At 38.4% G+C, this 13,652-nt stretch carries 10 protein-coding genes; 7 read left to right on the forward strand and 3 right to left on the reverse strand.

What is annotated here, in order from left to right:
- Positions 1-255 precede the first annotated feature (255 nt).
- Positions 256-3,282 (forward strand): exonuclease subunit SbcC, encoded by a 3,027-nt coding sequence (gene sbcC, locus ACFG4S_RS14425; RefSeq protein WP_392535440.1) that lies wholly within the window; start codon positions 256-258, stop codon positions 3,280-3,282.
- 29 nt (positions 3,283-3,311) lie between these two features.
- On the opposite strand, the gene ACFG4S_RS14430 is transcribed toward sbcC, so the two are convergent.
- The gene (locus ACFG4S_RS14430) at positions 3,312-4,460 is read right to left on the reverse strand and encodes a peptidoglycan-binding protein (RefSeq protein ID WP_392535441.1); all 1,149 of its coding nucleotides are present in this window, start codon (positions 4,458-4,460) and stop codon (positions 3,312-3,314) included.
- Between the two features lie 99 nt (positions 4,461-4,559).
- Positions 4,560-5,426: a WYL domain-containing protein gene (locus tag ACFG4S_RS14435; protein ID WP_392535442.1), complete on the reverse strand. Its 867-nt coding sequence runs from the start codon at positions 5,424-5,426 to the stop codon at positions 4,560-4,562.
- A gap of 449 nt (positions 5,427-5,875) precedes the next feature.
- Here ACFG4S_RS14435 and ACFG4S_RS14440 point away from each other — a divergent pair, with 449 nt between their 5' ends.
- The 6 genes from ACFG4S_RS14440 to cas5d all read left to right on the forward strand — a co-directional run bounded on the left by ACFG4S_RS14440 (position 5,876) and on the right by cas5d (position 13,158).
- Positions 5,876-6,082 (forward strand): hypothetical protein, encoded by a 207-nt coding sequence (locus tag ACFG4S_RS14440; RefSeq protein WP_392535443.1) that lies wholly within the window; start codon positions 5,876-5,878, stop codon positions 6,080-6,082.
- 76 nt (positions 6,083-6,158) lie between these two features.
- Complete coding sequence (locus tag ACFG4S_RS14445) at positions 6,159-6,392, forward strand: DUF433 domain-containing protein (protein ID WP_392535444.1); 234 nt, start codon at positions 6,159-6,161, stop codon at positions 6,390-6,392.
- 59 nt (positions 6,393-6,451) lie between these two features.
- Positions 6,452-8,446: a type I-D CRISPR-associated helicase Cas3' gene (gene cas3 / locus ACFG4S_RS14450; protein WP_392535445.1), complete on the forward strand. Its 1,995-nt coding sequence runs from the start codon at positions 6,452-6,454 to the stop codon at positions 8,444-8,446.
- Positions 8,447-8,449: 3 nt separating this feature from the next.
- On the forward strand, positions 8,450-11,434 hold the full coding sequence (cas10d, locus tag ACFG4S_RS14455; RefSeq protein WP_392535446.1) for a type I-D CRISPR-associated protein Cas10d/Csc3: 2,985 nt from the start codon (positions 8,450-8,452) through the stop codon (positions 11,432-11,434).
- A complete protein-coding gene (gene cas7d / locus ACFG4S_RS14460) occupies positions 11,434-12,489 on the forward strand; it encodes a type I-D CRISPR-associated protein Cas7/Csc2 (RefSeq protein ID WP_392535447.1) in 1,056 nt (351 codons plus the stop codon). Before cas10d ends, cas7d begins: the two co-directional genes overlap by 1 nt.
- A gap of 3 nt (positions 12,490-12,492) precedes the next feature.
- Positions 12,493-13,158 carry a type I-D CRISPR-associated protein Cas5/Csc1 gene (gene cas5d / locus ACFG4S_RS14465; protein ID WP_392535448.1) on the forward strand — a complete coding sequence of 222 codons (666 nt, stop codon included), beginning with the start codon at positions 12,493-12,495 and terminating at the stop codon, positions 13,156-13,158.
- Here cas5d and ACFG4S_RS14470 read toward each other — a convergent pair whose 3' ends face one another.
- On the reverse strand, positions 13,159-13,569 hold the full coding sequence (locus ACFG4S_RS14470) for a hypothetical protein (protein ID WP_392535449.1): 411 nt from the start codon (positions 13,567-13,569) through the stop codon (positions 13,159-13,161). It abuts the gene before it with no gap.
- Between the last annotated feature and the right edge of the window lie 83 nt (positions 13,570-13,652).

The following is a 13,652-nucleotide window of genomic DNA, read 5'->3' on the forward strand; positions in this document are numbered from 1 at the left end:
CTTAGAGCAATTCTTGTGCCTATATTTTCTTCTCAGATAACAGCGCAAAATAACCAAAAGCCTCAACGGAAGTTTAATTTTTCTCTGAATACAGCAAAAATTCTTTATGCAACAAGAAAAATTCACTCATGAAATTGTAAATTTTTGTAAATTTGATGTCTTCAAGACTAGAAACCTGATATTTAGATAGCTAAACTAAAAAACAGTGCATCTGTACTCTTAATTATTAAAAGTAGATGTGGCGCTATAGTGTGAATGATCCCAGTACAACTTATCCTCAAAAACTTCCTCAGTTACCGTGATGCAACTTTAGATTTTCGCGGTTTGCATACGGCTTGTATTTCTGGTTCCAATGGTGCGGGTAAATCTTCTCTTTTAGAAGCAATCACTTGGGCAATTTGGGGTGAAAGCCGCGCCACTGTTGAAGATGATGTTATCTATTCAGGTGCAAAAGAAGTTCGGGTTGATTTTACTTTCCAAAGTAATCAGCAAAAATATCGGGTGATTCGCACCAGAATTCGGGGAGCTACTAGCGTTCTCGAATTTCAAATAGAAACACCTTCTGGGTTTCGTCCACTCACCGGCAAAGGCGTGAGGGCAACTCAGGATTTGATTGTCGAACATATCAAGCTCGATTATGATACTTTTATTAATTCTGCTTACTTACGTCAAGGTCGTGCAGATGAATTCATGCTCAAACGACCTACAGAACGCAAAGAAATTTTAGCGGAGTTATTAAAACTCAATCAGTATGATGATTTGGAAGAACGCGCCAAGGAATCTTCTCGTCAGTTTAAAGCACGGGCGGAAGAATTAGAGCGTTCTTTGGAGTCGATTAAAATTCAGCTGCAACAACGGGAGACAACGGAAGCGCAAAGGAATCAGTTGGAAGGGGAACTCAATCAACTCCAACAGGTACAAGCTTTTGACAACATTCAATTACAAAGTTTACAAGTTCTCCAACATCAGCGCCAAAATTGGGAACAACAATTGAGCTTTGTGAAGCAGCAATATCAGAATCTTAGCCAAGATTGCGATCGCCTCCAACAAGAACAATCAGCGATCGGCTCTCAGCTAGCAGATTTAGAAAAAATATTACATCAAGAAGCCGAGATTAAAGCCGGATACGCCGAATATCAAAGTCTACAATCTCAAGAAGAAGCCTTTGCCGTCAAATTTGAAGAATATACCCGCGCTGGGCAAACTCGGCAACAAAAGCAACAACAGCTTACCAAACAAATTCACGAAATCGAACGGCAACTGCAACAAGCTCAAGCCCAAATCGAAGCTTTGCAGCAACAAGAGCGAGAAATTCAGCAAACTCTGACTAAATCAGGTGAAGTTGAAGCTGCTTTGTCGCAACTAGGCGCAGCTCGTCACCATCTTGCTCGTTTAGATCAACTGCAAATGCAAGTCACTCCGTTGTTGCAACAACGAGCAGCTTTACAAAGCCAACTAGATCGAACTCATGCTGGTTTAGTAGCGCGGCTCGAACAACTCCAAAGTACTGAAAACCAATTGCAACGCCAGCACCGACGCCAACCGCAGCTGCAACAAGCGGTAATGGATGTCGGAATCCAGATTGAGGAATTGGAGAAAAAACGGGTTTATCTGCAACGAGTCCAAGAAAAAGGACAAGAAAGGCGTCACTTTATTGAACGTCTGCAAGCTCATCAACGGGACTATGAAAAACTGCTGGGAGAATTAGAGCAAAAATTGCAAATGCTCCAAAATCCCGAAGCACTTTGTCCATTATGCGAACGTCCTTTAGATGAACATCATTGGAGTCGGGTGGTGGAAAAAACCCAAACTGAGTTAGAAGATACTCAAGGGCAGTTTTGGGTAGTGCGAGAACAAATGGCTGTCTCAGATCGAGAAATTCAAGTACTTAGGCAAGAATATCGGGACATATCGCAACAATTGGCAGGTTACGATGGTTTACGGGAACAACGAGGACAATTGGCAGCACAGTTAGAAGCGACAACTGATGTCCAGCAACAATTACAACAAATTGCAGCTGAAAAACAGCATTTAGAGCGATCGCTCCAAGTCGGTGATTACGCTCCCGATAAACAAGCCGAACTCCGGCAGCTAGACCAATATCTGCAACAAGCAAATTATAATGAACAAGATCACGCCTTGGCTCGGAGCGAAGTTGAGCGATGGCGGTGGGCAGAAATTAAACTCCAGCAGATTAAAGATGCTACGAAGCGACAAGCGCAACTAGCAGCCCGAAAACCAGAACTGCAAGCTACTATTGCCCAATTACAAGCCAGAATTCCCCAAGAACAAACTGATTCTGAGTGTGCCAAACAAATTGCGGCTCTGGAACGTCACATTGTTGAAATTGGCTACAGTTCTGAGCAGCACAACAACCTCCGCATGGCTGTAAAGAAAGCTCAATCTTGGCATTTGCGCTATCAACAATTTTTCGCCGCCCAGCAGCAGTATCCCCAACTCCAAGGGAGATTTCAAGAGTTGGATGAGTCCAGAAGTGCCAGATTAACTGAGCGGCAAAAACTCGCCGACGAAATCGCAAGCATAATCAAGCAATTAGAAGCAACAGCTAACCCATCTACCCAAATTCAAGCTTTAGAGCAGCAGCTACCAATACGCAGACGCCAACTCGATGAGCAAATAGCCAAGTTGGGGCGTTTGGAACAGTTGGCGCATCAATTGGAAACGCTACAAATTCAGTACGAACAACAGCACAAACAACTACAATCTTGCAAGCAGGAACACCGTGTTTATCAGGAATTAGCGCAAGCTTTTGGTAAAAATGGTATCCAAGCACTGATGATTGAAAATGTGTTGCCTCAACTGGAAGCTGAGACAAATCAACTACTTTCGCGGTTGAGTGGCAATCAATTTCATGTACAATTTATTACCCAGAAAGCTGGGCGGAGTGCTAAATCAAGTAAGAAAAATGCCAAGTTGATAGACACGTTGGATATTTTAATCGCCGATTCTAGAGGAACGCGGGCTTATGAAACTTACTCTGGTGGAGAAGCTTTTAGAATTAACTTTGCCATCCGCTTGGCGTTGGCGAAATTATTAGCTCAACGGGCGGGGGCGGCGTTGCAATTGTTGATTGTGGATGAGGGTTTTGGTACACAGGATGCTGAAGGATGCGATCGCCTCATTGCAGCGATTAATGCGATCGCCTCCGATTTTGCCTGCATCCTCACTGTCACCCATATGCCGCACCTCAAAGAAGCTTTCCAAGCCAGAATTGAAGTGAATAAAACTCAGGAAGGTTCGCAATTGAGTTTGTCAATTTAACCAAATCTTCCCAGTCCCCAATCCCCAGTTCAATTGTATTTTACCCGTGCATCCAGACCATAGGAGCGGAGCATTTTCGTTAGGTTTTCTGCTTGTTTGCGATCGTTAAATGCTCCAGCATTCACATAATCTCCCAGACTAGATTGCTCAGTCACAGCACTAGGTATATATTGTTGCACTTTACTCAGAGTATCATTACTGGAAATTGGCACTATTACTCTGTAGGGATTATCAGCAACTAATGTGTTCCCATTGGTAACAGGTACTACAGAGTCATTATTAGGAGGTAATACATAGCGACTAGCCCCAGCAGAATTGCTGACAGTGGAGCTATTCAATCCTAATGCTTGCCAAGTTTGCCAATCGACATTTCCAGTAGAATTAAGTCGAGAATATTGCTGGAATGCAATCACAGATTGCCTAGTGTAATCGCTGAAATAGCCATCAGGATTAATATTAGAGAAACCTAACTGCGTCAAACGCTCTTGAATTAATCTGATATTATCTCCTCGATCGCCCACAGTGAAATAATTTCTAGTTGCTTGTTGAGTCGGATATCCACCACTGGAGACTCTGCGTAATGCTGCCAAAATTTCTGTATTGGCGACACCATTGGGAGTTAGTCCATTGACTTGTTGAAATTTGGCGATCGCTTGTCTGGTAATTGGACCAGCTTTCCCAGTAGGATTAGGTTTAAAGTAGCCTAGCTGTCGTAAACGCTGTTGCAGTTCTTTTACTTGTTGACTAGAGAGACTTCTAGATCTAGCTACATTCCTACTAGAAGTTCTACTCTGACAGGCTCGTTGCAAAGCTCTTTGAGTACTAGGGCCGATAAACCCAACCGCAGGTATTTTTTTGGCTTGCTGAAATTTGATGACAGCATTCTGAGTCAAGCTAGCAAACTTGCCTGTCACTGGACCGTTAAAGTAGCCTAACTTTTTTAAACATCTTTGGCTATTGGCGACTTCAGAACTATTACTTCCGATTTTCTGAAGTGCTAAAGCTTCTCCAGTAATACTGATAAGTCCCATAGTCAGTGCCACAGATAAAAGACGTATCGCAGCACTGCTAGATAACTTTTTCCAATTCCAAAATTTTAAATTAACTGGTAGAGGAACAACCATGATGCTTTCGGATGCTTCATAGACTGAGACTAGCTCAGTTAAATAGCTTTTCACTTGTTTTTTTCAAGTTATAACCATACAAGATTATACTACTTTCCCAGTGTGATGTTTATTTATTGTATGATTCTTTACAACTCATTTTTTCTTGCTGATTTAAGAAGAAATTTCTAGCTTGTAATGCTGGCAGAGAGTTTTAAGTTTTCCGAGTATAAGCACTTGCACATTTTTGGGCGCTACAATCACACAATCTGGTGCATATTGCATGACTTCCCGAATGAACCAAAATGTACTAGAGACACGCCTGACAACTCGCTTTACCCGTTGCGTGTCTGGTAGCCATTCATTTATCTTGTCTTCTTGTTTAGCTTGATAGGCAAAAGCCAAACCTGCAAATAGATGCATTTCCACTTCTATCTCAGCCAAATTAGATCGCCACTCACCAGAAATTGGCATGACAGCGGCTTCTGTAATCCTGTCTAATCGTAAACTCCAGTTGTGAACCAGTTCTGGGATATCAAAGTTTCCTTCTGTCTCTTCGCACCAGCAATCAAGATATACCCGCTTTTCGTGGGGTGTAACTTTGGCGTAGCGAACGGTAAAATTAAGTACTTGTTGTCTCGCATCTTGATAAGAAAGCTGAAAGGGCTGTTCGCGCAAGATATAGCGGTCTATTTCTAAGCGCCAAGGTGGGGGCAAATTCTCTAAGAAACGTTCGATTTCGCCCCGCAGTGGTAATGATAATTCGCTGCGTTCGAGAAGTAAGTTTGCAATGATTTGGGCTTGTTCAATTTGCCCGATGTCTGTCAAAGCATTGATACATCTGTGTAATGCGCGGATGCGTGGTTCTTTCCAATCGTTATTGTTACCGATGAGTAACTGACGTTGAGCGATCGCTTTAATTAACTTAGAGATGTTAGGGTCTTCTCCCCACATCATACCGAATTCACGAGCGATCGCTTCTAGCTCGGCTTTATCACGTTCTGATATCGACAGTGTAATAGATTGACCTTTTCGACTCATTAAAAATGTCCGTATACTTTGTACATATTTTCTCTTGTCAACTTCTATTTTGCGTGTCAATATAGTTTTTAACAACCAGTTACGGACACAATATAAGGTATTTGAAAAGAATATAAAAAAGCCAGAGCAAGACTCTGGCTAACAAACCCTGATAGGGATTTAGGAGTTCTATTAATGCCTTGATCACATCTTTCCTACAGTTTCAATCCCTGATAGGGATTAGGTTTGAATCTCAAGGCTTCTTTAGTATACATCTTAAAAAAATCTCGTTCAAAATTTTTGTGATTAGATCGTATTTAATCACTTATTTACTACAGACAATGTTCTAGTGCTATATTAAGGAGAACCGAAACAAAGCTGTTTCAGTTCACCTATCCTATGTTGAGTGGTATCTCATAGGCTAGCACTGATATGGCTTCTTCGGCGCAAACCTATCAAGGTAATTTCTAATGAAAGACAACCTTCAAGATCGGATGCTTCAACTGATGTCAGATGCTTGCTGGCATTCTACAGAGGAGCTAGTAGAAAAAATTAGCCATCGATTTTCTGCAACTATGCACACTCTCAAGAAGCGTGGTTATCAGTTTGATAAACGCCGTATTCAAGGTCAACAGCATGAGTATAGACTGCTCATCAAGCTGAAAGCGATCGCATAAATAATATTTCTCACATATTGGGGGTAGTTACAGCTACTCCCATTTTCTGAAAAAGCCGCTAGTAAGGTCAATAACTATGACCGATAAGAATTTGCTGTCCAGAATTTCTATAGACCCAAATATTTGTTTTGGTAAACCTTGCATTCGTGGACATAGGATTTGGGTTTCTTTAATTCTTGACCTTTTATCCGCAGGAGAAACAATTGATACCATTCTTGAAGCTTATCCGAGCATAGAAAAAGAAGACATACTAGCTTGTATTGCCTACAGTGCGGAGATGATAAGGAATATTTTTGCAGATTCTTACTAATTTAGTGTATGTGTAACTATGCCAGATTCTCTCAGATTTTTCAGAATTGAGAGTAATTTATGAAAATCAAACTCTTTTCCACATGGTCAAAATATTCCCAAACTTCAGTTTCTCATATTAAACTTGTTACCCATCAACAAGAAGTTTGGGATGCCATAAAAAATTATCAAGTTGTCTTTGATACTGCTCTAACTGGTGACGGTAAAACTTTAGCTGCTCTTCTGCCAGCATTTTATGAACGTGAATTAGGACAAGGTTTATTTAACTATCCTACAAATGAACTTATTCGCGATCAAGCCAAACAAATAGGAAAATGGAAAAATGAATTTAATATTAATTTACAAATAGGAGAACTCACAGGAGCTAAATTAGCTTCATATATAAGCGCAGAAGGTTTTAATAAGCTGGAAACATTAAGAAATTTTGCTAATGATAATAAGATAGTTGCAACCAACCCTGACATTTTTACTTTAATTCATCGTTTACACTATGATCGCAGAGGAGGTAACAAAGCTCGTTTAGCTGAAACTTGGTTTAATAAATACCGCTATATAGTCTTTGATGAATTCCACATTTTTAATGCACCGCAAATTGCTAATGTTCTGGATGGTATTGCATTTAACAGAGCAAGTTTAGGAGATCGTTTTGCAGCAAAATTTCTTTTTCTTTCTGCTACCCCAGATAATGTTTTATTGAGAGTGCTTGATAAAGCAGGAATTACTCCAAAAATTATTAAGGGTGAGTATGAGCATGATTTAAAAAGAAGTGATACTCATCGAAGAATTTTACATGAAGTGGATTTAAATTTAGTTACTTCTGAGCAAAACAATGGGGGAATTGAAAACTGGGTTTTTGAAAATTTAGAATACATCAAGCAATTCTTTTCTCAATATCCTAAATCTAAAGGGCTTATCATTGCTAACAGTGTATTTGCTGCCAAGCGAATAGTCAGAACTTTAGAGAATGCTAATTTGGGCTTAAGCATAGGAGAAAATACAGGTCTTACTGGTGCAAAAATTAGAGAAGATGCAATGAATAAACAATTGATTATTGCAACTTCCACAGTTGATGTAGGTGTAGACTTTGCCATAAATTTTTTAATTTACGAATCTTTAGATGCTGGAACATTTATTCAGCGTTTAGGCCGACTAGGAAGACATGATGGATTTATCACTTACCAAGCAATAGCTTTAGTTCCAAATTGGGTCAAAGATAAATTTTCTGAGTTTTATAGCAATAAAGCTGAAGTAGAGAGAGAAACTTTCTTTCAAACTGTTAGGGAGAAAGTATATCAAAAACCTCAAGAATTTCAGGGATATTTAAGCCGTTGGGGTTGTGTTCTCTCAACAATTAGATATTGTTTTCTTAGTCAACAAAAGGATCAATATCAAACTCTGATTGAGCGTTATTCTCAAGAAGCCACACGGCTTGTTGGTGCAACTCCCAAATGGTGTAGGCTGAATGAACTCAAAGAACACAAAATTATTATTGAGGATTTGGAAACTTTTAGAGGTGCAGGACAGTTAGATATATGGATTAATGACCCCAACACAAATGCAGTCAGAAGTATTAGTTTATTACGTTTACTTGCAGGAACAGATTTTAAACTTATCACAGAAGATGAAGCCCAAGAAATTAGTCAGAATTTAAATGAACCCTTTTATAAAAATAATTTAGGGTTATATGCACAGATCACACAATATTTAAGTAGCTATGAACTTGTAGAAGTAACTTTTACAGATTATTTGGATAGCTTTAATCTCAACATAGCACAAGAAAGGAAAGGATTTTTTATCCAGAGTCGCCATAGAGAAATTAAAAAAATAAATGAACAAATTGAGTATTTACCCCTTACAACTTGCGTTGCAGACCCTAGTAAATACGATATTAAAGCATTGCGCCGTATTTATAGATTACCTGCGTTATTTGAACTACATAAAGTATTGGATTTGAGTCGTCAACAATATCCTGTAGCTTTTGGTTTAGATGCACTGCTTTTAGATAGTCTTCTGTATTGGCAAAAAACTAATGAAATATTTTTTGCAGGAGAGTAAAAAATGATAGATAATTTTGATTGGTTACAGCCTAATGATTATGGTAAACCAGTTATACCGGAAAAAGAGCCTCCATTAGTAGTTCTAGCATTAGATACTTTGAATAAGGCTGAAGATAAAGTTTTGCGAGATTGGATAGAAAAGGTATTTCCCAATATTCTTGATTACTTCAGCCTCAAGCCAGCTAAGGGAATGAGTTTAGAAGCGGCTGAAAAATTAGCTGTTAATGCCAAACCAGATAAAAAAGACAAGATTCTCACTAAATTGGTTGAACATAAAGACCAAAGTTTAGCTATACACCTTTTAAATGCGGCTGTTGGTGGTTGGACTCTAGTTAAATTAGCAAATTTAGATGAGCTTGAACAACGGTTATATTTAGCAGCAGTTACTCTGCACGATCTCAATAAAATTGTACTCACGCAATTGGGTAACGTGCGGATGGATGGTAAGGAAGGGGATAAATACCATCATTATTTTGATGTTTGGGCTGATACTTTAGGACTATGGAAATTTATTAGCAATGAATATTGGCAAGACATAGCTTTTCTTGCTCAAAATGCTGAAGATGCAAGAGGAGCAAATCTGACTTTTGCTAACTTTCAAGAAATCAAATTAGCTCCTGAACATTTGATGAATTTAGCTGACTTTGTTCGGTTTGCTGACTTATTAGCTTCTATGGCTCATCGTCCAGATAGTTTATATCAAGAAAATATTCGGGCAATTGTACGACGCAGGTTAAAAGATAAATATGTAATTCGCCATCATCGTACTATAGAAAACCGAGGACTATTAACTCAAACAATCCACAATGCAGTATTAGAGAAAGCAAGAGAAGTTGGATGGATAGCCTTTTTGTTTTTCCCTGATGGCATTACCTACTTTGCACTAAAGGAGAGTGAGAAACCAGATTTATCAAACCTTGCAGGAATAGTGCGATCGCACATCTTAAAAACTGCTACTAAGGGTTTGGGTAGTTTAATTTATCGTCAACCCAAAGGTATTATCAGTTGTAAACCAGATATGAAAGAAGTGGCTGATGTTGAACTTGCAGCAGGAACTCTTATCCGTCAGGTTTTTAATATACTTGGTGAAAAGCGATCTCCTGTAACTGGCGAGAGAAGAGAAAAAATAAAGTTACTTCCTGAATTAGTAAATTTAGATTGGAATTATCCCACTAATTTACAGGTAGATAGGTTAGCAGAAGGAGTCAGAGGATTAGTAGACATTCTCAAAGAATACTATGAAGTAAGTGAAGAAAAGGCTATCCAAGCTTTACTTAATGCTTTGGATATGAACGAATATGTAGAAGCTTTACAGCGCATACCTGCTCTTGGTGGTGTACCTCATGGTTGGTATTTTTTAGCTGGTCATTATATCGGTAAAAATGGCAGCTTAAATGATGCTGAACTTGAAAATTTAATGATAAAAGCTATCCGCCAAGTTATCACAGAATGGGGTAAACCAGAACAATTAACAGCGTTTGCTTTTCTTGATGCTTATATTGCTCAAGTATTAGATATTAGCGATAGTGATAAACAACATGATTTTGAAAAAGAGTTAAATCGTTACCATCGTAATAAAGCCAATCGCAAACGTGAACCAATATGTGCTGTTTGTAATAGTGCCTTTGATGTACGAGAGGAATTTTCTAGTTATACTAACAAGCGAGTGACTAGCCTTTCTAAGGAGTCTTTACGTGGCATTTGTACAGTCTGTCAAGTAGAAAAACTACTTCGCAGTTATTCTTTACACCGGACTTTAGAAGCAGATGATGATATTGTTTACCTGCACCTTTACCCAGATTATTACTTCACACCAGAAACGGCTCTTATAATGAATCGAGCCTATAAAAGCTTTGCTCAAAATGTATTTTCTGATTTAGATAAAGAATTAGCTAAACATAGCTATAACCCTAAATATATACCTCGTGCAGATGTTTTTAGGGTAGGTACTGATTCCAAAGAAAATGAGAAGCGACGACTAGAAAAAGTGGAATATCTAGAAGGACAAATGCACGGCTATTATCTTTTAGGAATTCCAGCATTATTTAAGAAACCAACTGATACAGAGGTATGGCATATACCAGCACTATTAACGCTAATTGCACCTTTAGCCTTTGGGGTTAAAGTAGTTGCTAGTCGTTCAACTCTTCCACCATACGACTCAGGAGCGGATTTTAAAGAAACTGCGGTTTTGGATGGTGTACATACCTATTGGCAACACAGCATCAGAAAATCTAGTTTCCGTCTAGATGAGTTAACAAATGCTATTCCTGCTGCGTTCTCTGTGTATGCTCTAACATCCCAAGCATACCGTGACAGTAAAAATTTTCCTGTTTGGAATGCTTTAAATAATGTTTCTCAATCTTTGGATACTAGCCCTTTGTATGTGTTCCATTATGCAGAGCGGATACTTGAAAATATTAAAAAGGAGGAGCGCAAGAAAAAAACAACTCAACTGAATGATCCATCAATTATTGTTTCTACAAAATTGTTGAATTATTACCAAATTTTGATTGATTATTACCAATGCAATAGCCCTATGAAAATGATTGAAGCATTAGTGAATAAATATGCTCGTTTTTATCGAGCTTCAGGTAAAAATTCCTCGGCTTACACAAGACTTCGACCTTTAAACATAGCAGCAAAAGTTATCTTGGAAAGTCAGCCCAATACTTCTGAAGATGATCTGCAACTAATGATACAAGGTTACTTGTTTTCTCTAGTAGATGGTGTACTAAATAACAATAATGAAGGTTATATCCCATCGGAAGCTGTGAAGGATAAAAGCCAGCGTCAAGCTCTTATTGAAGACTTTGCCCAATACTTTGTCAAAGAAGTATTTAAGAACTATTGCAGGGCAGAGAGATCGCTTCTCAGACAAAATATCAATCTTATTCGTCATGCGGCGGAAGCTTGGTATATAAAACAGTACATCAAAAAACCTGAAGAAAAAGCACAAAAATCAGAAAATAAGGAGTCAAATTAATGTTTGAGCAGTACAAAAAACATTTTCAAGAATCTATTCCTCGCATTCCTGGAGCCAAATATGCTCACTTTGTAATTCTGCGAGAAACTGATTCTTATGCAGTATTTAAAACTGATGGAGAATTAAATGTAGCTAGAGTTAGAGCAGGAATTAATAATTCACAAGTAATTAGTCGTTTAGTCCTTTTTAAACGTAAACAAACTACTCCTGAACGCTTAACAGGGCGTGAACTATTGCGGCGTTATGAAGTTTACAACTACATAAAAACCCAACATAAAAAAGACTGCGCTTACAATGAAAATCCTTGTGGAGTTTGTCCTGATTGTGTTATTTACGGTTATGCTGTGGGTAAAGGTGGTGCAGATAATTCTGGTTCGGAGAAATCCAAAGTTTTTATAGATTCAGCTTACGCTGTTCCTAAATATGAAGAGTCCCACGGAACTTTTACGCTGAATGCACCCTACGAAGATGGAACTATGACGCAAGGAACGGACACTACTAACCGTTTCAGTGAACAAGACCATGTTTTACCAGAAGTTCCTTTTCCCAGCGTAGTTACATTACGCGATCCAACACCAAATACTTTTTTATATCTGTTAAATAATTTGTACCGTACTAAACGTTACGGTGCCCAAACTACACGCACTGGACAGATGCGAAATAAGGTTGTAGCAATAATATTTGCTGATGGCGAAATTTTCAGCAACCTGCGCTTAACTCAAAAAATTTACGACATTATCGGAGATGTCTTACCTCCTTATGGACTTGATTCTCTCAAAGAAGCTACCGAACAAGCTGTGAATGAATTAATTCAAGAAGACGGAGTTTTTTATGAATTAATTGCAAAAGAAGCTCTTGTATCTCTTCAAAATGAAGCTCAATCTATTCTTGCAGATGAGGCTAGTTTCCAACAATGGATGAATTCATTGACAGAAGAGACTTTAAATTATGCAAAAGCAGTGGGTGTTCTTAAAGAAGAAAATCCAGAAAATAGCAACACTAGCAGCAGAAGTAGAAGGAATAAAAATAAGACGGCTGAAGATGAGGAAGCATAATGTATGCACATTTACTGTCTTCTCATTACCTTACAAGACCCATTGTATTTTGCTACTCGTGAATTAGGTAGACTTTATGTAACAGAGCAATACTTACATAACTATGCTCTGACTTACGCTCTTGGTTTAGCAAAAAGCAGCTATTACGATGCAGAACATATACCGCATTACGAAAGAGAGTTAGAACCTCTCAATCAGCAAGGTATTTATATTACACCTGCACGTCCTTTAAATTCTGCTTATGTGACGCACACTTATAAATTTGCTAACCTCTCTTACCATGTCAAAATGGATAAAATCAGCAAAAATATCCCAACATTTGGACGTATCCGTGAATTAGCGCCTGAAAGTAGATTTGAGTTTTTTGTTATATCTCAAAAAGAACTTAAATTACCAAAGTGGATTCGCTTGGGTAAATGGATGAGTAAAGCTGAAGTGACAGTTGAACAATTACCAAAACATAAAATTACTGAAGGTATATTCACTTGTACACATCCATTAAATCCTTTAGATGTGATGTTCATTAATCAAGTGATTAGCTATGATGTTGTGAATATGCCTCCAGTTAGCTTAATTCAGAATGTCCAAATGCGAGGTCAATACTATCAATTTGATGGCATTCAAAACTTAAAAATTCCAGTTCGGCTGGAATATCGTTTTCGGAGTTAATTACTTTCCAAAGCCTTTACTACGGGTTTTATTTTTTCGAGGCTCTATCGTCATTAACTCGGCTTTAAAACCTCTGGAATCTTGCAACATTAACTTACGTATCCGCTGGCGTTGGTAAGTCTGCACTTCAGCCGCTAGAGGATGATTAGAGTCAATTTTTAGATGAGTAATAGAAGAAACATATTTTTCTTCACTTTCGGGATTATTTGGATCTTTTAGTCCGCACATAATCCCGCCTTCATCTCCTGAATAGCCAACGAAATCAATTTCAAATTCTCTGTCTGGATCGGCGTTTACTCCTTTTTGCTTTAATGTCTTGAGAAACTCTTTGCCAGCTTTTACTTTAGCTGGTAGACTCTGTTTTAATTTTTCAGTCAGTGCTTTTGCCGCATTATAATCATCAATTCTCATCTGTCTTTCTCCTTGTGCATTAGCGCAGCTTACCGTAGGTATCGCACCTACTAAAAGTAGAGTAACATTTGCCTAATTCAAGT

This window comes from Nostoc sp. C117 (genome assembly GCF_043099735.1).
In the GTDB taxonomy this organism is placed as follows: Bacteria; Cyanobacteriota; Cyanobacteriia; order Cyanobacteriales; family Nostocaceae; genus Nostoc.